Source organism: Pseudomonas sp. P1_F7 (assembly GCF_056405655.1).
The window spans coordinates 48,050-66,951 of sequence record NZ_JBFUBR010000005.1; the positions used below are offsets into that span (position 1 = coordinate 48,050).

Annotated in this window: 14 protein-coding genes; all 14 read left to right on the forward strand. The window is 60.8% G+C overall.

Translation table 11 applies throughout. The features are described 5' to 3' along the window. Positions 1–400 precede the first annotated feature (400 nt). The 14 genes from gcbA to AC1D1M_RS08745 all read left to right on the forward strand — a co-directional run bounded on the left by gcbA (position 401) and on the right by AC1D1M_RS08745 (position 18,885). Positions 401–2,071, forward strand: coding sequence for a diguanylate cyclase GcbA (gcbA, locus tag AC1D1M_RS08680; protein WP_477775312.1), 1,671 nt, complete (start codon positions 401–403; stop codon positions 2,069–2,071). Positions 2,072–2,123: 52 nt separating this feature from the next. Beyond that, positions 2,124–4,070, forward strand: a complete 1,947-nt coding sequence (locus AC1D1M_RS08685) for a methyl-accepting chemotaxis protein (RefSeq protein ID WP_477775313.1) — start codon at positions 2,124–2,126, stop codon at positions 4,068–4,070. 89 nt (positions 4,071–4,159) lie between these two features. Continuing rightward, entirely contained in the window at positions 4,160–5,905 is a 1,746-nt protein-coding gene (locus AC1D1M_RS08690) for a protein-disulfide reductase DsbD (protein ID WP_477775314.1), read from the forward strand. A 132-nt stretch (positions 5,906–6,037) separates the two neighbouring features. Beyond that, on the forward strand, positions 6,038–6,493 hold the full coding sequence (gene aroQ / locus AC1D1M_RS08695; protein WP_477775315.1) for a type II 3-dehydroquinate dehydratase: 456 nt from the start codon (positions 6,038–6,040) through the stop codon (positions 6,491–6,493). A 24-nt stretch (positions 6,494–6,517) separates the two neighbouring features. Further along, entirely contained in the window at positions 6,518–6,982 is a 465-nt protein-coding gene (gene accB, locus AC1D1M_RS08700) for an acetyl-CoA carboxylase biotin carboxyl carrier protein (RefSeq protein WP_477775316.1), read from the forward strand. A gap of 17 nt (positions 6,983–6,999) precedes the next feature. Further along, entirely contained in the window at positions 7,000–8,358 is a 1,359-nt protein-coding gene (gene accC, locus AC1D1M_RS08705) for an acetyl-CoA carboxylase biotin carboxylase subunit (protein ID WP_477775317.1), read from the forward strand. A gap of 169 nt (positions 8,359–8,527) precedes the next feature. Continuing rightward, positions 8,528–9,406: a 50S ribosomal protein L11 methyltransferase gene (gene prmA / locus AC1D1M_RS08710; protein ID WP_477775318.1), complete on the forward strand. Its 879-nt coding sequence runs from the start codon at positions 8,528–8,530 to the stop codon at positions 9,404–9,406. A gap of 30 nt (positions 9,407–9,436) precedes the next feature. Continuing rightward, positions 9,437–10,690: a DUF3426 domain-containing protein gene (locus tag AC1D1M_RS08715; RefSeq protein WP_477775319.1), complete on the forward strand. Its 1,254-nt coding sequence runs from the start codon at positions 9,437–9,439 to the stop codon at positions 10,688–10,690. 184 nt (positions 10,691–10,874) lie between these two features. Then, a complete protein-coding gene (gene dusB, locus AC1D1M_RS08720; protein WP_477775320.1) occupies positions 10,875–11,885 on the forward strand; it encodes a tRNA dihydrouridine synthase DusB in 1,011 nt (336 codons plus the stop codon). Further along, positions 11,882–12,202, forward strand: a complete 321-nt coding sequence (gene fis / locus AC1D1M_RS08725) for a DNA-binding transcriptional regulator Fis (RefSeq protein ID WP_015093301.1) — start codon at positions 11,882–11,884, stop codon at positions 12,200–12,202. Before dusB ends, fis begins: the two co-directional genes overlap by 4 nt. Positions 12,203–12,284: 82 nt before the next feature. After that, positions 12,285–13,892 carry a bifunctional phosphoribosylaminoimidazolecarboxamide formyltransferase/IMP cyclohydrolase gene (purH, locus tag AC1D1M_RS08730; protein ID WP_108230358.1) on the forward strand — a complete coding sequence of 536 codons (1,608 nt, stop codon included), beginning with the start codon at positions 12,285–12,287 and terminating at the stop codon, positions 13,890–13,892. Between the two features lie 156 nt (positions 13,893–14,048). Then, complete coding sequence (purD, locus tag AC1D1M_RS08735) at positions 14,049–15,344, forward strand: phosphoribosylamine--glycine ligase (protein WP_477775321.1); 1,296 nt, start codon at positions 14,049–14,051, stop codon at positions 15,342–15,344. A 100-nt stretch (positions 15,345–15,444) separates the two neighbouring features. Continuing rightward, positions 15,445–18,222, forward strand: coding sequence for a hybrid sensor histidine kinase/response regulator (locus tag AC1D1M_RS08740; protein WP_477775322.1), 2,778 nt, complete (start codon positions 15,445–15,447; stop codon positions 18,220–18,222). Positions 18,223–18,288: 66 nt separating this feature from the next. Next, positions 18,289–18,885 (forward strand): MarC family protein, encoded by a 597-nt coding sequence (locus AC1D1M_RS08745; protein ID WP_111284385.1) that lies wholly within the window; start codon positions 18,289–18,291, stop codon positions 18,883–18,885. The last annotated feature ends 17 nt before the right edge of the window (positions 18,886–18,902 follow it).

Below are 18,902 nucleotides of genomic sequence, written 5' to 3' on the forward strand. Positions count from 1 at the left end.
CCGATGCGGAAAATTACCGGGCTTGCGGATGAAAAGTGTTCCTGCCCTTACGACGACGCTGCGGCCCTCAAAACCAACTAATGGTTTGGATCGAACCCCTAAGGGAATCCCTGACCCTCTGAAACCCAAAAAACGGACCGATCAGAACTGACAAAAAACTCAGGCACTGCCGAATGCCAGTCACTCGCCAATGGCCGCCCCACGCCCGTCAAGTGCCCTGATTAAAGCACTTCGCCCTCCGCACACCGCGACTTAAAAGGCCAGAACCAGACCACCTGGTCACAAACTGAATGAGGTCACATTGCAGATTATTGACGTACAGCACTCATGTGATTAGAAAGTGGTGCTAGCATAGAGCCACCAGTCGACCTCAGTGTGCACCCTAACTAGTAGTCAGGATATGACCGAGCCAGAAGACCCCAGCCGCGAGCGCCTCAAGCACCACTTTGCCCAGCGGGTAATTCATCAGGCTCGTCAGATTCTTGAGATATGGCAGCGCCTGCAACGCAGTGAATGGTCCACCGCCGACCTATCGGAACTGAGCGAGGCCAATCTGCGCCTGCTGCGTTTCGCCGAGCGCTTCGAACAACCGGAACACACGCAACTGGCACGCCACATCGGTCAGTCCCTGGAGGCGGTCGACGCCAATCGCGGACGCCTGAGCAGCGGCCTGATCACCGACCTCAATCGCTTGATGCAGCGCCTGTCACGCACCGGCCTGCGCCATGGCGACCAACTCGATCAAACCTTTCTGCCACCGCTGCGCAAGCCCATCTATGTGATGCTGCAGGATCACGACCGCGCCGAGCGCCTGGCCAAACAACTGGAATTCTTCGGGCTCAGCGCCCAGTCCCTGGACAGCGTAGACGCGTTTCGCTCCTCGATGGTTGAGCGCTTGCCGGCGGCGATTGTCATGGACGTGGACTTCAGCGGCCCCGGCGTCGGCCTGAAACTGGCCGCCGAAGCCCAGGAAGGCCTGGACCATCGCTTGCCGCTGCTGTTCTTCAGCCTGCACGAAACCGACACCCCGACCCGCCTCGCCGCCGTGCGTGCCGGTGGCCAGGAGTTCCTCACCGGTACCCTCGAAGCGTCGAGCCTGCTGGAAAAAATCGAAGTCCTGACCTGCGTGGCCCAGTACGAACCTTACAAAGTGCTGATCATCGACGACTCCCGCGCCCAGGCCTTGCACACCGAACGCCTGCTCAACAGCGCCGGGATCGTCACCCGGACGCTGATCGAACCGATCCAGGCCATGGCCGAACTGGCGGATTTCCAGCCGGACCTGATCATCCTCGACATGTACATGCCGGCCTGCACCGGTACGGAACTGGCCAAGGTCATTCGCCATAACGACCGTTACGTCAGCGTGCCGATCATTTACCTGTCGGCCGAAGACGACCTGGACAAGCAGCTCGACGCCATGAGCGAGGGCGGCGATGACTTCCTGACCAAACCGATAAAGCCCCGGCACCTGATCACCACTGTGCGCAACCGCGCGGCACGGGCCCGCAACCTCAAGGCACGGATGGTCCGCGACAGCCTCACCGGCCTGTACAACCACACGCACATCCTGCAATTGCTCGAAGACTGCTCGTTCCGCGCCCGCCGCGAAAGCAAGCCGCTGAGCTTTGCCATGCTCGACATCGACCACTTCAAGCGGGTCAATGACAGCCACGGCCACCCCATGGGCGACCGGGTGATCAAGAGCCTGGCGCTGTTTCTCAAGCAACGCCTGCGCAAAACCGATTTCATCGGCCGCTATGGTGGCGAAGAGTTCGCCATCGTCATGCCGGACACCGATATCGAAGCGGCCTACAACGTGCTCGATGAAATCCGTCAGCGTTTTGCCGAGATTCACTACCCCGCTCAACCACAGGATCTGTGGTGCACCTTCAGCGCCGGGGTGGTGGAGTTATGCGAAAGCTCCGACAGCCTGACGATGGCCAATCAGGCAGATGAGGCGCTGTATCGCGCCAAACACGGCGGACGCAATCGCGTACAGGCCGCTTGCGCATCAAAGCAAAGTGCCACTTTTTTATCGAAATCGACCGATACAGTCATAAGCCTGTAACAGAAACGCAATAACTTCAGGCACTTACCATTTCTGCCTTTGGTAGTCCGTAATGCGCCTGAAGCTGCTGACCAATCTCAATACCCTCCTTCTGGTGGCCGTGTGCGTGGCCCTCGGCGCTACGCTGTGGTGGTCGCAGAAAGCCCTTGAGCGTCCGTATCTATTAATGGAGCGCTACCTGGGCCTGTCGCAGCAATTTCAGAATGAAGTCGCCCGCAACGTCGAGGATTACCTTGGCAACGGCGATGCACTGCGCCTGAGCAGTGCCGCCCAAGGCATCGACAACCTGCAAAAAGAACTCGGCGAATTGCCACCGGCTCTGGCCGAGACGTTGCGCCCCAGCCTGTCGAACCTTGCAGAGTTCAGCAAAACCGACCTGCTGGCCGCCGGCAAACTGGCAGGTGACCCCCAGGCCCTGCTGCTGCAGGCCGAACGAGAACTGGGCGCCAGTCTCGATCAACTCAGCCAGTACGCCAGTGGCAATGCGGCCTACTTGGCGCCACTGCTCACCGCATCGCAGCACCTGGGTAAATTGTCCCTGGCCCGGGACAAACTGGTCAGCAGCGGCCGCAGTGAACTGGCCGCCGATGTCGAACGCGAAGTGGCCAACATCCGTGCCCAGGCCGAAAAACTGGACGCCCTGCCATTACTGGGCGTAACCACCAGAAGCGAGTCGAACACCGATGATTTCGCCTCGATGATGGGCCTTGAAAACAAGGAAAAAACCGTCGCCGAAGATGCCGGCGTCGGCCTCAAGCGCGAGCTCAACAGCCTGCTCACCCGCTACCCGGCCGAGCTCTCGCGCACTCGCGATCAAATCCAGAAACGCGCCGACCTCAGCGCCGCGACTCATCTGAAAATCGCCGACGTGCAGCAGGCCATTGCCGGGCTGGAACCGGTGGTGCGCGCCCAGCACGGGCAGATCCAGGGTGAAGTGCGGCTAATGCAAGGCGTGATGATCGGCTTGATTCTGTTGATCGCACTGCTGATCGACACCCTGCAACGCAAATTGGCGCGAACCCTGACCAACCTCGCCCCGGCCCTGTCGACCTGGGCCGAAGGCGACTTCAGCCGCGACATTCAGCTGGGCAACACCAACCGCGAATTGCATGACATTGAAGCCTCGCTCAACCGCTTGCGCGCGTATCTGGTGGACCTGGTGGGGACCATTCGCCGCAACGCCGAGCAGGTGGCCGGCAGCAGCCGTACCCTGGCCGACCTGAGCAACGACTTGCACAGCGGCGCCGAGCATCAGGCCGGCGACACGGCACTGATCCGCGATTCCCTCAGTGAGCTGGAAGCGACCATCCAACAAGTCGCCGGCGATGCCAGCCAGGCCGCCGACGCCAGCCGCCACGCCGGCCTGGCCGTGGAGCATGGACAGAAAGTCATCGGCCTGAGCCTCACCGGCCTGCATGCGCTGGTGGATGAAGTGCAAGGCAATGCACAAATGATCGAACACCTGGCCGAAGAGTCGGCCACCATCGGCGGCGTGTTGACGGTGATCCGCTCGATTGCCGACCAGACCAACCTGCTGGCCTTGAACGCCGCCATCGAAGCGGCTCGGGCCGGAGAGATGGGGCGTGGCTTTGCCGTGGTGGCAGAAGAGGTGCGCTCACTGGCGCAACGTACCGCCGGGGCCACGGCAGAAATCCAGACGCTGATCGCAGGGCTGCAAACCGCCGCACGGCAATCGGTGGACGGCATGCGCGCCCAGGTCGAACACGCCGAAGCCACGGCCAGCCAGGCCCAGGCCGCTGATGGCGCGCTGGATAAAATCGTCGGGGCGATCCAGACCATTTCCGACACGGCAGTACGCATCGCCGATGTCACTGCTCAGCAAAGCGGGGCTGTCAGCGAGATCCGTGACCACAGTGAGCGGATTCACCAGTTGGGCGGAGATAACCTGCTGCGCATTGGCAAAGGGCGTGAGCAGGGAGAAAATCTTCTGGTGCTGGGTGGTCGATTGCATACAGCCGTTCAGGCTTTTCGCGTCTGACAGACCGCCATGGCGAGCAAGCTCGCTCCCACATTTGATTTGTGCACGACGCAGATCCCCTGTGCCCAATTCCGATACGCGAGATCGTCATGCGCCGTTTGCTCTGCCTGCTGTTTTTAGTGTTCGCCCTGCCGGCCAGCGCCACTGGCTTGCTGGAGAACCGACCCAGCTCCACCTTGGGCTCGATCAACAACAGCGCCGACTTCCTGCCGGTGCGCGAAGCCTTCAAGCTGAGCCTGGTAGAAAGCACGCCGCAATCGATCAAGCTGCGTTTCGTCGCCACCGAAGGCTATTACCTCTACCGTCACCGTTTTCAGTTTCGCGCCGATCCAGCCAATGTTGTCCTTGGCGCAGCGAAACTGCCCGACGGCCAGAAAAAGCACGATGAATACTTCGGCGATGTCGAGGTCTACCACGGCATTCTCGACGTCGAGTTGCCGCGCACCGACCAACGCGCCTTCACCCTGGCCGTGACCTATCAGGGTTGCGCCGACAAAGGCCTGTGTTATCCGCCGGAAACCGAGCGTTTGAGCATCGACGGCAGCGGCAGTCCGGCGACAGCTTACCCATGGAGCTGGCGCGAACTGGCGTTGTTTTTCCTCGCGGGTCTGGGCCTTACGTTCACGCCATGCGTGCTGCCCATGCTGCCGATCCTGTCCGGCGTGGTGCTGCGCGGTCAGGTCGGTGGCTGGCGCGGTTTCAATCTGTCACTGGCCTATGTGCTGCCGATGGCCGCCTGCTTTGCCCTGCTCGGTGCGCTGATGGGCCTGTTCGGTGCCCAGCTCAATCTGCAGGCGCGGCTGCAATCGGCCTGGGTGCTGGTGCCTTTCGCGATGTTTTTCGCCGTGTTTGCATTGGCGATGTTCGGCGTATTCGAACTCAAGTTGCCGCACGCCATCAGCAGTCGCCTGGACCGCGTCGCCGGTCGCACCAAAGGCGGTTCACTGTGGGGCGCTGCGGTGTTGGGCGTGGTCTCCAGCCTGCTGGTTTCACCCTGTGTTTCGGCGCCATTGGCCGGCGCGCTGCTGTACATCAGCGCCAGTGGCGATGCGCTGGGTGGCGGCTTGAAACTGTTCATGCTCGGCCTCGGCATGGGCGCACCGCTGTTGCTGGTGGCCACCGGTGGCGCAGCCTGGCTGCCGAAAAGCGGGCCGTGGCTGGTCTACGTGAAAAACGCGATCGGTGTGTTGTTGCTGGGACTGGCGATCGGCCTGCTTAGCCGCGTCTTGCCCGGCCAGGTCACTTTGCTGTTGATCGGCCTGCTGGCCGGTGGCGTCGGGCTGTTCATGGGCGCGCTGGAGTTCGTCTACAAGCCGCCGCGCAAGCGCCTCGGACAGTTGCTCGGAATGTTCCTGGTGTTTTACGCCCTGGCCTGCTGGTACGGCGCGTTCAGTGGCCAGACCGACCCGTTCAACCCGATTGGCCAGCCGCGCGTCGTCGAGAGCAACCAGCCTGTGCAAGGCACCAGCGTCTGGCAAACCGTCAGCACTTCCGCCGATCTGGACCGAGTGCTCGCTGAGGCCCGGTCGTCCGGCACCCCGCTGCTGCTCGACTGGTACGCCGACTGGTGCATCAGCTGCAAAGTCATCGAACATGAGGTGCTGGACGACCCTGTCGTCGTCGAACGCCTGAAGGGTTACCGGCTGATCCGCTTCGACATCACCGCCAGCAACGCCGAGCAACGCACCCTGCTCGACCGTTATCAATTGTTCGGCCCACCGGCCCTGATGTTTTTCGGCAAGGACGGCGTCGAACGCACCGATGTGCGAGTGATCGGCGAGATCAACGCCAAAGACTTCGCCGAACGTGTTGCCAGGGCGAATGACCAATTTTAATCAAGCAGTCATATATTTCGCGCAAACATCGGTCATCGTGCTGCCTATTGCAGAGAACTGGACAGTCACAAAGGCTTTGCGGCATAGTCGCCGGGTTCTGACAATTGCTCACAGAAAATAAAGGAACAGCCGATGGCGACCCTACTGGTTCTGCACGGACCCAACCTGAACATGCTCGGCACCCGTGAACCGGGCACCTACGGCGCCACGACGCTGGCGCAGATCAACCAGGATCTGGAACGCCGTGCCCGCGAAGCCGGTCACCATTTGCTGCACCTGCAAAGCAATGCCGAGTACGAATTGATTGACCGCATTCATGCTGCCCGCAGCGAAGGCGTGGACTTCATTCTGATCAACCCAGCAGCTTTTACACATACAAGTGTCGCATTACGTGACGCGCTGCTGGCGGTGAGCATCCCATTCATCGAAGTGCATTTGTCTAACGTGCACAAACGCGAACCTTTCCGCCATCACTCTTACTTCTCCGACGTAGCGGTGGGAGTGATCTGCGGCCTTGGCGCCAGCGGTTATCGACTGGCCCTGGAGGCTGCCCTGGAACAGCTTGAACAACAAGTTAACCGCCCCTGACCGACCCTTGGGAGTTGATGATTCATGGATATCCGTAAAGTTAAGAAACTGATCGAATTGCTGGAAGAGTCCGGCATCGACGAGCTCGAGATCAAGGAAGGCGAAGAGTCCGTACGCATCAGCCGTCATAGCAAGACCCCGGCTCAGCAGTACTACGCGCCAGCTCCAATGCATGCTCCGGCCCCCGCGCCTGTCGCTGCCGCCGCTCCGGCTGCCGCTGCTGCACCTGCTGCTGCCGCCGCTCCAGCACTGAACGGCACCGTTGCCCGTTCGCCGATGGTCGGTACGTTCTATCGCAAATCTTCGCCATCCTCGCCGTCCTTCGTAGAAGTCGGCCAGACCGTGAAGAAAGGCGACACCCTGTGCATCGTTGAAGCCATGAAGATGATGAACCACATCGAAGCTGAAACCAGCGGTGTGATCGAATCCATCCTCGTTGAAGACGGCCAGCCGGTTGAGTACGACCAACCGCTGTTCACCATCGTTTGAACCGCGGAGAGCCTTTGATGACTGCGAAGTTGGAAAAAGTTCTGATCGCCAACCGCGGTGAGATCGCCCTGCGGATCCTGCGCGCCTGCAAAGAGATGGGCATCAAGACCGTCGCCGTTTACTCCAAGGCTGACAAGGAACTGATGCACCTGGGCCTGGCAGACGAATCCGTCTGCATCGGTCCGGCATCGGCCGCCCACTCCTACCTGCACATTCCGGCAATCATTGCCGCGGCCGAAGTGACTGGCGCCACCGCCATTCACCCTGGCTACGGCTTCCTTGCGGAAAACGCCGACTTCGCCGAACAGGTCGAGAAATCCGGCTTCGCGTTCATTGGCCCGAAAGCCGAAACCATTCGCCTGATGGGCGATAAGGTATCGGCCAAACACGCCATGATCGCTGCCGGCGTACCGACCGTTCCGGGCTCTGACGGCCCGCTGCCGGAAGACGAAGAAACCGCTCTGCGCATTGGTCGCGAAGTCGGTTACCCGGTGATCATCAAGGCCGCTGGCGGCGGCGGTGGTCGCGGCATGCGCGTCGTGCATAAAGAAGAAGACCTGATCTCCTTCGCGAAACTGACCCGTACCGAAGCGGGCGCGGCGTTCGGCAACCCGATGGTCTATCTGGAAAAATTCCTGACCAACCCACGTCACGTGGAAGTCCAGGTACTTTCCGATGGCCAGGGCCAGGCTATCCATCTGGGCGACCGCGACTGCTCGCTGCAACGCCGTCACCAGAAGGTGCTTGAAGAAGCGCCGGCACCGGGCATCGACGAAAACGCACGCGAGGAAGTACTCGCACGCTGCGTCAAGGCCTGCATCGACATCGGTTACCGTGGCGCGGGCACTTTCGAGTTCCTGTACGAAAACGGTCGCTTCTACTTCATCGAGATGAACACTCGTGTCCAGGTAGAGCACCCGGTTTCGGAAATGGTCACCGGTATCGACATCGTCAAGGAGATGCTCAGCATCGCCGCCGGCAACAAGCTGTCGTTCACCCAGGATGACGTGGTCATCCGCGGTCACGCACTGGAATGCCGGATCAACGCCGAAGACCCGAAAACCTTCATGCCGAGCCCGGGCACGGTCAAGCATTTCCACGCTCCAGGCGGCAACGGCGTCCGTGTCGACTCGCACCTGTACAGTGGCTATGCCGTTCCGCCGAACTACGATTCGTTGATCGGCAAGCTGATCACCTACGGCGCAACCCGTGACGAAGCCATGGCGCGCATGCGCAATGCGCTGGACGAAATCGTGGTCGACGGGATCAAGACCAACATCCCGCTGCACCGCGACCTGACCCGCGATGAAGGCTTCTGCAAAGGGGGCGTGAACATTCACTACCTCGAGCACAAGCTGGCTGGCGAGAAGCACTAAGCTTCGACCCGATCAACAAAGCCGCCTTCGGGCGGCTTTGTTGTTTCTCAAGCAAAGTCAAAAGATCGCAGCCTTCGGCCATGGTCGTCTTCTGAGCCGCGCTCGCGTAAACTTGCGCGCTTCCCGCAGCCCGCTAGGCTGCAATCAATATTTTTCAAAGGTGCCCGCCATGCCTTGGCTGCAAGTACGTCTCGCCATCAGCCCAGAACAAGCCGAAACCTATGAAGACGCTTTCCTTGAAGTGGGCGCCGTGTCGGTGACCTTCATGGACGCCGAAGATCAGCCGATCTTCGAGCCGGAACTCAATACCACGCCGCTGTGGTCGCACACGCACCTGCTGGCCCTGTTCGAAGGTGGCACCGAGCCCGGCCCGGTGCTGGCCCATCTGGAGCTGCTGACCGGCAGCCCACTGCCTGAGCATCACAGCGAAGTGATTGAAGACCAGGATTGGGAACGCAGCTGGATGGACGGTTTCCAGCCAATGCGTTTCGGCCAGCGCCTGTGGATCGTGCCGAGCTGGCACGCTGCTCCCGAGCCCGATGCCGTAAACCTGCTGCTGGACCCGGGCCTGGCATTCGGCACCGGCACCCACCCGACCACCGCACTGTGCCTGGAATGGCTCGACGGCCAGGACCTGAAAGACTGCAACGTGCTGGACTTTGGCTGCGGTTCGGGGATTCTGGCGATTGCCGCGCTGTTGCTGGGCGCCAAGGAGGCCGTGGGCACCGACATTGACGTGCAGGCGCTGGAAGCGTCTCGCGATAACGCCGGACGCAACGGCATTGCCGACGAACTGTTCCCGCTGTACCTGCCGGAAGATCTGCCGCAGGTTCAGGCCGACGTGCTGGTGGCCAACATTCTCGCCGGCCCGCTGGTTTCCCTGGCGCCGCAGTTGTCTGGCCTGGTCAAGTCGGGCGGTCGCCTGGCGCTGTCGGGCATCCTCGCCGAACAGGGCGACGAAGTCGCTGCCGCCTACGCCAAGGACTTCGATCTGGATCCGATCGCCAATCGCGATGGCTGGGTGCGCATCACTGGCCGTCGGCGCTAGAATGGCCGTCTGCATAATCCGGAACGCCGCATGACCGATAGCTTCGTCACTCAGTGCCCGCATTGCCAAACCAGCTTCCGCGTCAGCCATGCTCAGTTGAGCGCGGCGCGCGGCGTGGTTCGCTGCGGCTCATGCCTGCAGGTGTTCAATGCCGCCAGGCAGTTGCTTGAGCAGGCCAGCAAGGAACCACCGGTAGCGACGCCACTCCCGCCTGTGCAGCCTGCGGAGCCCCTCGAACCATCGCCGCCGCGCGCCATCAGCCAAAAGCAATGGAGCGCGACCGAACTGGATCTGGACAGTCTCGACCTCGACGTAGAACTCGCCCGGCTCGAACAGCGGGAAATCCAGCCGACCACCGAGCTTGGCCGCCATCGCGACGACTCGCTGAGCGCCCGTCGCGACAGCACCGGGCAGGATGACGAAGAGCCGTGGTCCGACAGCCTGTTCAGTGAATCGGCGGCCGATCGTGCGCAACTCGACGAACCTTTCGACAGCCTTGAATCGCCAGAACCAACGGTCGAACCGAGCAAAGCCTCGCGCACCGAACCTTCACTGTCCCTGGAACCGGTTGATCTCGACGACGAACCGCAGCCACCCCATTTGCGACTGCACGACCCTCTCGATGCGCCGCTGAACCACGAACACCTGTCGGCCGCCGACGAGAACGAAATCGACGACAACCTGCCCTCGATCGAACCGCTGCGCAAGCGACGCGAACGCAGCGAGCCGGGCGTGCGCGCCGAAGTGCTGCAAGACCTGACCGACGATCCGCTGCAACTGGACTGGCAAAAACGCCGCTCGCCCTGGGGCCGACGGCTGTTGTGGTTGCTGCTGGTGCTGATTGCCGCTGGCGCCCTTGCCGGCCAGTACATCGCCTACCATTTCGACGAACTGGCGCGACAGGATCAGTATCGCCCGTGGTTCCAGCAACTGTGCCCGCAAATCGGCTGCACCGTGCCCTCCAAAGTCGACATCGCGAAAATCAAGAGCAGCAACCTGGTGGTGCGCAGCCATCCCGAGTTCAATGGCGCTCTGGTGGTCGATGCGATCATCTATAACCGCGCGCCCTTCTCCCAGCCCTTCCCGCTGCTGGAACTGCGCTTTGCCGACCTTAATGGCCATCTGATCGCCAGTCGCCGCTTCAAACCCGGTGAGTACCTCAATGGCGATCTCGAAGGCATGGCGGAAATGCCTCCACAAACGCCGATCCACATCGCCCTGGACATTCTCGACCCCGGCGCCAAGGCCGTGAACTACAGTCTGAGCTTCCACTCTCCGGAGTGAAACGCTTCATTGCTCCCGGATTAACGTCGGCTTTCTGACTGCCCCTGGCAAACCAAACCACGGGTAATAACAGAATAACTGTTCAGAATTTGTTCAATTCAGCCTTTATCCAGTCATCGAGAGCGGGTATCATGCCAACCCTTTTTCGAACTCTCATGATCCGGCCCCACAACAGGGAAGTCCTATGTCGGCGGTACGCATCGGCCCATACACATTACATAACAGCTTGATTCTCGCCCCCATGGCGGGCGTCACCGACCAGCCCTTTCGTCAGCTGTGCAAGCGCTTGGGCGCGGGACTGGTCGTCTCGGAAATGGTCACTAGCGACATGAGTTTGTGGAACACCCGCAAATCGCGCATGCGCATGATCCACGAAGGTGATCCCGAGCCACGCTCGGTGCAGATCGCCGGTGGGGACGCGCAGATGCTGGCGGACGCCGCCCGTGCCAACGTTGAAATGGGCGCACAGATTATTGATATCAACATGGGCTGTCCGGCAAAAAAAGTCTGCAACAAGGCTGCCGGTTCCGCACTGTTGAAGGATGAAGCCCTGGTAACCGAGATCCTGCAGGCCGTCGTGGCTGCGGTCGATGTGCCGGTTACCCTGAAGATCCGGACCGGTTGGGACCGGGACAACAAGAACGGCCTGACGGTGGCGAAGATCGCCGAAGAGGCAGGCATTACGGCGCTGGCGGTGCATGGCCGCACCCGTGCCGACCTGTACACCGGTGAAGCCGAGTACGACACCATTGCCGCAATCAAGCAGGCGGTGTCGATCCCGGTCTTCGCCAATGGCGATATCGATTCGCCGGAAAAAGCCCGGTACGTGCTCGACGCGACCGGTGCCGATGGCCTGTTGATTGGCCGGGCTGCCCAGGGGCGGCCATGGATTTTTCGCGAGATCGACCATTTCCTGCGTACCGGCGAGAAACTCCCGGCGCTGGAACTGATCGAGGTGGAACGCATTCTGCTAGAGCATCTGGCTGCCCTGCACGCCTTCTATGGTGATGTCATGGGTGTGCGCATTGCTCGAAAGCATGTGGGCTGGTATCTCGCAACCCTGCCGGGCGCCAGGGAGTTTCGCGCCCACTTCAATCGTTTGGATGGTACGGATACACAATGCGCCAACGTTCAGGCGTTTTTCGCCGAGCGTTACAAGAGCCTGACAGGGGACGGAGAGTGGGTGGCCGCATGACGATGATGACCGAGACTTTAGTGAGTGGAACAACACCCGTGAGCGACAACGTGAATTTGAAACAGCACCTCAATACACCGAGCGAAGAGGGCCAGACCCTTCGCGGGAGTGTCGAGAAGGCGCTGCACAATTATTTCGCCCACCTTGAGGGCGCTGCCGTCACGGATGTGTACAACCTGGTGCTCTCCGAAGTCGAGGCTCCCCTGCTCGAGTGCGTGATGAATTACGTCAAGGGCAACCAGACCAAAGCCAGCGAGATGCTCGGGCTGAACCGGGGCACGCTGCGCAAGAAACTCAAGCAGTACGATTTGTTGTAAGCATTCAATCAAACCAGAAAGGCGCCCGCGTAAAACCGGTCGCCTTTTTTGCTGACTTCCTTTGCTTTTGATGGAAATTGAGATGACCGACCAGACTACCCGCCTGCCGATCCGCCGCGCCTTGATCAGCGTTTCCGACAAGACCGGGATCCTCGAATTCGCCAAGGAGCTTGAAGCCCTGGGCGTCGAGATCCTCTCCACCGGCGGGACGTTCAAGCTGCTGCAGGACAACGGCGTTGCCGCAGTGGAAGTCGCGGATTACACAGGTTTTGCCGAAATGATGGACGGCCGGGTGAAGACCCTGCACCCGAAAATCCACGGTGGGATCCTCGGTCGTCGCGGTATCGACGACGCCATCATGAACGAGCACGGCATCAAGCCGATCGACCTGGTAGCGGTCAACCTGTACCCGTTCGAAGCCACCATCAGCAAGCCAGGCTGCGACCTGCCGACCGCCATCGAGAACATCGACATCGGCGGCCCGACCATGGTCCGTTCCGCAGCCAAGAACCACAAGGACGTGGCCATCGTGGTCAACGCCAGCGATTACGCCAGCGTCCTGGAAAATCTCAAGGCCGGTGGCCTGACCTACGCTCAGCGTTTCGACCTGATGCTCAAGGCCTTCGAGCACACCGCCGCCTACGACGGCATGATCGCCAACTACATGGGCACCGTGAACCAAGCGGCTGACACCCTCAGCACTGAAGGTCGCAGCGAGTTCCCGCGCACCTTCAACAGCCAGTTCATCAAAGCCCAGGAAATGCGCTACGGCGAGAACCCGCACCAGAGCGCGGCGTTCTATGTTGAAGCCAAGCCTGCCGAAGTCGGCATCGCCACCGCGACCCAGCTGCAAGGCAAGGAACTGTCGTATAACAACGTGGCCGACACCGACGCTGCGCTGGAATGCGTGAAGAGCTTCGTCAAGCCGGCCTGCGTGATCGTCAAGCACGCCAACCCGTGCGGCGTGGCTGTCAGCCCTGATGCCGAAGGCGGCATCCGCAAGGCCTACGACCTGGCCTATGCCACCGACACCGAATCCGCCTTCGGCGGCATCATCGCCTTCAACCGCGAGCTGGACGCCGAGACCGCCAAGGCCATCGTCGAACGTCAGTTCGTCGAAGTGATCATCGCTCCGTCGGTCAGCGAAGAGGCCCGCGCCATCGTCGCCGCCAAAGCCAACGTACGCCTGCTGGCCTGCGGCGAGTGGTCGGCTGACCGCGCTGCTGCCTGGGACTACAAGCGCGTCAACGGTGGCCTGCTGGTACAGAGCCGCGACATCGGCATGATCGGCGCTGATGACCTGAAAGTGGTGACCAAGCGTGCACCGTCCGAACAGGAAATCCACGACCTGATCTTCGCCTGGAAAGTCGCCAAGTACGTGAAGTCCAACGCCATCGTCTACGCCAAGAATCGCCAGACCATCGGTGTCGGCGCCGGCCAGATGAGCCGCGTGAACTCCGCGCGTATTGCGGCAATCAAGGCAGAACATGCTGGCTTGCAGGTAGCCGGTTCGGTGATGGCTTCCGACGCATTCTTCCCGTTCCGCGACGGTCTGGACAATGCGGCCAAGGCGGGCGTGACTGCCGTGATCCAACCAGGCGGCTCGATGCGTGATGCCGAAGTGATTGCTGCTGCGGATGAAGCTGGCATCGCCATGGTCTTTACGGGCATGCGCCACTTCCGCCACTAAGTACACGATCAACTGTGGGAGCGAGCTTGCTCGCGATAGCGTCCTTTCAGACAAATTGATGCTGGATGTGCCGCCATCATCGCGAGCAAGCTCGCTCCCACAGGTAAAGCATCTTTGCGGTGCTCAACAGAACTAGCGTCATCCGAGGTTTTTGAAATGAATGTTTTGATCATTGGCAGCGGTGGCCGTGAACACGCCCTGGCCTGGAAAGTGGCTCAGGATCCGCGCGTACAGAAGGTGTTCGTGGCTCCGGGCAACGCCGGTACCGCCATCGAAGCCAAGTGCGAGAACGTCGCCATCGACGTACTGGCGCTTGAGCAACTGGCAGACTTTGCCGAGAAAAACGTTTCCCTGACCATCGTTGGCCCTGAAGTGCCGCTGGTTGCCGGTGTTGTGGATCTGTTCCGCAGCCGCGGCCTCGATTGCTTCGGTCCGACCGCTGGCGCTGCGCAGCTGGAAGGTTCGAAAGCCTTCACCAAGGACTTCCTGGCTCGCCACAAGATCCCGACTGCCGACTACCAGAACTTCACCGAAATCGAGCCGGCCTTGGCTTACCTGCGTGAAAAAGGCGCTCCGATCGTGATCAAGGCCGACGGCCTGGCCGCCGGTAAAGGCGTGATCGTCGCCATGACCCTGGCCGAAGCCGAAGACGCCGTGCGCGACATGCTGGCAGGCAATGCCTTTGGCGATGCCGGTTCGCGCGTAGTTATCGAAGAATTCCTGGACGGCGAAGAAGCCAGCTTCATCGTCATGGTCGACGGCAAGAACGTGCTGCCGATGGCCACCAGCCAGGACCACAAACGCGTCGGCGACGGCGACACCGGTCCAAACACCGGCGGCATGGGTGCTTACTCCCCGGCACCAGTGGTCACCGCCGAAGTGCACAAGCGCGTCATGGACCTGGTGATCTGGCCGACCGTGCGCGGCATGGCCGAGGAAGGCAACGTCTACACTGGTTTCCTGTACGCCGGCCTGATGATCGACAAGGCTGGTAACCCAAAAGTCATCGAATTCAACTGCCGTTTCGGTGACCCTGAGACCCAACCGGTGATGCTGCGCTTGCAGTCGAGCCTGGTACTGCTGGTCGAAGCCGCCCTGGCGCAGGCGCTGGATAAAGTAGAAGCGCAATGGGATCCACGCCCGAGCGTCGGTATCGTGCTGGCCGCTGGCGGCTATCCTGGTGACTACGCCAAAGGCGCAGCCATCAAGGGGCTGGATGCGGCCGCGGCACTGGAAGGCAAGGTTTTCCACGCCGGCACTGCGCTCAAGGATGGTCAGGTAGTGACGGCCGGTGGTCGTGTGTTGTGCGCCACAGCCATGGGTACCAGCGTTGATGCTGCACAGCAGCAGGCCTACAAACTGGCGGCTACGATTGACTGGGAAGGCTGTTTCTATCGCAAGGACATTGGCTACCGCGCCATTGCCCGCGAGCGTGGCGAAAATCAGGAATAAGGTAAACACCGCGCCAGGCAATGAACACGGTTTATTGCCTGGCTATTCCGGCACCGCGCATCGTTATATTCTGGCATCAACCTAACGAAGGGATTTCGCCGTGCGCTGGCTCAGGATTGCCATAAGCTTGACCGTCACTTTGCTGACCTTGCTCTGCATGCTACCGGCCCAGGCCGCGCAAGGCAGTGGCTGGGCGGTATTGCTCGACGAACAGGGTGACCTGCAACTGAGCGACATCCGTTCCGCACGCTACACCAATCAATTCAGCCCCATCGAACTCGACCGTATTACCGCGGCTGAACCCGATGGCGCGTTATGGTTGCGATTCAGGCTTGCACCGGGCAAACACGAACAGTTGCTGCGCGTGTTCGCACCTGACCTGCGCCAGTTCAACATGTACGTACTGGACGGCGACAAGCTGATCGATCAATCCAGCACGGGCAACGAACAGCCCCAATCCGAGCGACCATTGCCCAGCAGCGACTTCATGCTGGCTCTGCCGCAAAGCGACACCCCCCTCGACGTTTACCTGCGACTGGCCTCCGACCACCAGTTACGCCCCTATATCACCCTGCAATCGGCGATCCTCGCGGCTGCCAACCAGAACCAGACGCTGATCTATGGCCTGCTGTTCGGTTGCATCGCCATGTTGATCCTGCACAATCTCATCCGCTACACCTACACCCGCTCGCACAGCGCCCTCTGGTTGGCGACGTGCGAAGGGTTGTTGATGCTCAGCCTGCTGTTGTTGCTGAACCTCGCCGGCCCCTGGCTACCGGACTGGCATGCACTGCAAACACCGGGGGCTTACCTGGCATTGTTAATGACTGCGCCCTGCGGCCTGATGCTTGCCCATCGCTTCTTCTCCCCGCTCGGGCCGCATCCGCTGAACCGGTTGCTGCTTGGCGAGGTCCTGTTCATCACCGCTTGCAGCCTGATGCTGCTGTTCGTCAACACCTTACCGCTGAACTTCATTACCTACGGCCTGGTGGCCCTGGCAGGCCTGACCATGCTGTTCATCAGCGCCTATCACTGGCAAAAAGGTTATCGCCCCGCTCGCCTCTTCGTGGCGGCCATGGTGGTGTTCAACCTCGGGACACTGGTCATCCTGCCCGCCCTGCTGGGGCTGACCCTGATCGAACCCCACGGCCTGCTCACCACCTTGCTGGTGTTCATCTGCATCAGCGGCCTGCTGATGAGCATTGCATTGAGCGAGCGCCAGCGCCGCATCACCGAAGACCGTTTCAGCATCAGCCGTGACCTGGCGGCCAGCAACGCCGAAATCAACGCCAAGGCCGAGTTCCTGGCGAAGATCAGCCATGAGATCCGCACCCCGATGAACGGCGTCCTCGGCATGACCGAGCTGCTGTTGGGCACGCCGCTTTCGGTCAAGCAACGCGACTATGTGCAGACGATCCACAGCGCCGGCAACGAACTGCTGACACTGATCAACGAAATTCTCGACATCTCCAAACTCGAGTCCGGGCAGATCGAGCTGGACGATGTGCAGTTCGATCTCAACGCACTGATCGAAGACTGCCTGAGTATCTTCCGCGCCAAAGCCGAGCAGCAAAACGTCGAGTTGATCAGCTTCATCCAGCCACAAGTGCCACGGGTGATCAGCGGTGACCCGACACGCCTGCGCCAGACGCTGTTGAGCCTGCTGGAAAACGCCCTGAAAAAAACCGATGAAGGCGAAATCCTGATCGTGGTGGCGCTCGACGAGCGCAACACCAAACCACGCCTGCGAATTGCCGTGCAGGACAGCGGCGAGCCCATGGACGCAGAAGAACGCGACGCCCTGATGCACGCCGAACTGCACAGCCGGCATTTTCTGTCGGCCACCCACCTGGGCGGCAACCTGGGTCTGGTGATTGCCCGCCAGCTGATCCGTTTGATGCAGGGGGAATTCGGGATCAAGAGTGGCAGCAACCAGGGCAGCACGCTGTGGCTGACCCTGCCGCTGGACCCGGATCGCCTCGAACACCCGACCTCCGACCTCGACGGCCCGCTGCAAGGTGCGCGGGTATTGGTGGTGGACGACAATGACACCTGCCGCAAGGTGCTGGTGCAGCAATGCAGCGCCTGGGGCCTGAACGTCAGCGCCGCGCCTTCCGGCAAGGAAGCGCTGGCACTGCTGCGCACCAAGGCTCATTTGCGTGATTACTTCGATGTGGTCCTGCTGGACCAGAACATGCCCGGCATGACCGGCATGCAACTGGCGGCCAAGATCAAGGAAGACCCGAGCCTGAACCATGACATCCTGCTGATCATGCTCACCGGCATCAGCAATGCGCCGAGCAAGATCATCGCGCGCAACTCCGGAATCAAGCGCATCCTCGCCAAACCGGTGGCCGGCTACACCCTCAAGACCACCCTGGCCGACGAACTGACCCAACGCAACAAAGGTCTCGTCACTACCCAGCCCGTGCCAAGCGGTCAGGTCCTGCCAGTCAAGGTCCCCTGCGACTTCCGCATTCTGGTGGCCGAAGACAACAGCATCTCGACCAAGGTGATCCGCGGCATGCTGAGCAAGCTCAACCTGCAACCGGATACCGCCTGCAACGGCGAAGAAGCCTTGCAGGCGATGAAAGCCCAGCGTTACGACCTGGTCCTGATGGACTGCGAAATGCCGATCCTCGACGGCTTCTCGGCCACCCAGCAATTGCGTGCCTGGGAAGTCGGCAACCAGCGGGTTCGTACCCCTGTGGTGGCGTTGACCGCCCATATCCTTGCCGAACACAAAGAGCGTGCGCGACAGGCCGGCATGGACGGACACATGGCCAAACCGGTGGAATTGTCGCAGTTGCGCGAACTGATCGAACACTGGGTCGCCCAGCGTGACCAGCAGAATCGAGCAACGACCCAAACGTCCTGAGCCGACAGACTGCGCAACCCCTGATAGACTCCCCCCTCGACTTCCCTCGCCAGTGAGCCCGGCACCATGCTCCATGTGTTGTTCAGCGTTTATCTGAAGATGCTGGTGCTCTACAGCCCATTCTTCGTGTTGTCCTGCTTCATCAGCCTGACCCGTGGTTATTCGCGCAAGGAACAGCGTCGGCTGGCCTGGAAAGTAGCGGTCGCCACCCTGGTCTCCAGTGTTCTCCTGTATTTGTTCGGCCGAGTGATTTTCAGTGTTTTCGGCATTACCGTGGACGCATTCCGCATCGGCGCAGGCAGCGTCCTGTTCATCTCGGCACTCGGGATGGCACAAGGCAAGTCGGCGGTACAGACCGACAACGTGCAACAGGATGTGACCATCGTCCCGCTGACCATTCCGCTGACCGTCGGCCCCGGTACCATCGGTGCCTTGCTGGTAATGGGCGTGAGCCAGCCGCACTGGGACGACAAGCTCACGGCCATTGTCAGTATTGCCCTGGCCAGTTTTACCGTGGGGGTGGTGCTTTATCTGTCCAGCCGCATCGAACGCATTCTTGGCGATCAGGGCTTGCAGATAGTCAGCCGGTTGATGGGGTTGTTTGTTTGTGCGTTAGCGGCGCAGATCATCTTTACCGGGGTCAAGGGCTACCTGGTGCCTTGAAGCGACGGTATGTCCGA

Excerpts from the sequence above, each read along its gene's own strand:
- gcbA (WP_477775312.1), top strand. The coding sequence starts at position 401 with ATGACCGAGCCAGAAGACCCCAGCCGCGAGCGCCTCAAGCACCACTTT.
- AC1D1M_RS08715 (WP_477775319.1), top strand. The coding sequence starts at position 9,437 with ATGACCGATAGCTTCGTCACTCAGTGCCCGCATTGCCAAACCAGCTTC.
- accC (WP_477775317.1), top strand. The coding sequence starts at position 7,000 with ATGACTGCGAAGTTGGAAAAAGTTCTGATCGCCAACCGCGGTGAGATC.
- AC1D1M_RS08745 (WP_111284385.1), top strand. The coding sequence starts at position 18,289 with ATGCTCCATGTGTTGTTCAGCGTTTATCTGAAGATGCTGGTGCTCTAC.
- purH (WP_108230358.1), top strand. The coding sequence starts at position 12,285 with ATGACCGACCAGACTACCCGCCTGCCGATCCGCCGCGCCTTGATCAGC.
- purD (WP_477775321.1), top strand. The coding sequence starts at position 14,049 with ATGAATGTTTTGATCATTGGCAGCGGTGGCCGTGAACACGCCCTGGCC.
- aroQ (WP_477775315.1), top strand. The coding sequence starts at position 6,038 with ATGGCGACCCTACTGGTTCTGCACGGACCCAACCTGAACATGCTCGGC.
- accB (WP_477775316.1), top strand. The coding sequence starts at position 6,518 with ATGGATATCCGTAAAGTTAAGAAACTGATCGAATTGCTGGAAGAGTCC.
- AC1D1M_RS08690 (WP_477775314.1), top strand. The coding sequence starts at position 4,160 with ATGCGCCGTTTGCTCTGCCTGCTGTTTTTAGTGTTCGCCCTGCCGGCC.
- dusB (WP_477775320.1), top strand. The coding sequence starts at position 10,875 with ATGTCGGCGGTACGCATCGGCCCATACACATTACATAACAGCTTGATT.
- AC1D1M_RS08685 (WP_477775313.1), top strand. The coding sequence starts at position 2,124 with ATGCGCCTGAAGCTGCTGACCAATCTCAATACCCTCCTTCTGGTGGCC.
- fis (WP_015093301.1), top strand. The coding sequence starts at position 11,882 with ATGACGATGATGACCGAGACTTTAGTGAGTGGAACAACACCCGTGAGC.
- prmA (WP_477775318.1), top strand. The coding sequence starts at position 8,528 with ATGCCTTGGCTGCAAGTACGTCTCGCCATCAGCCCAGAACAAGCCGAA.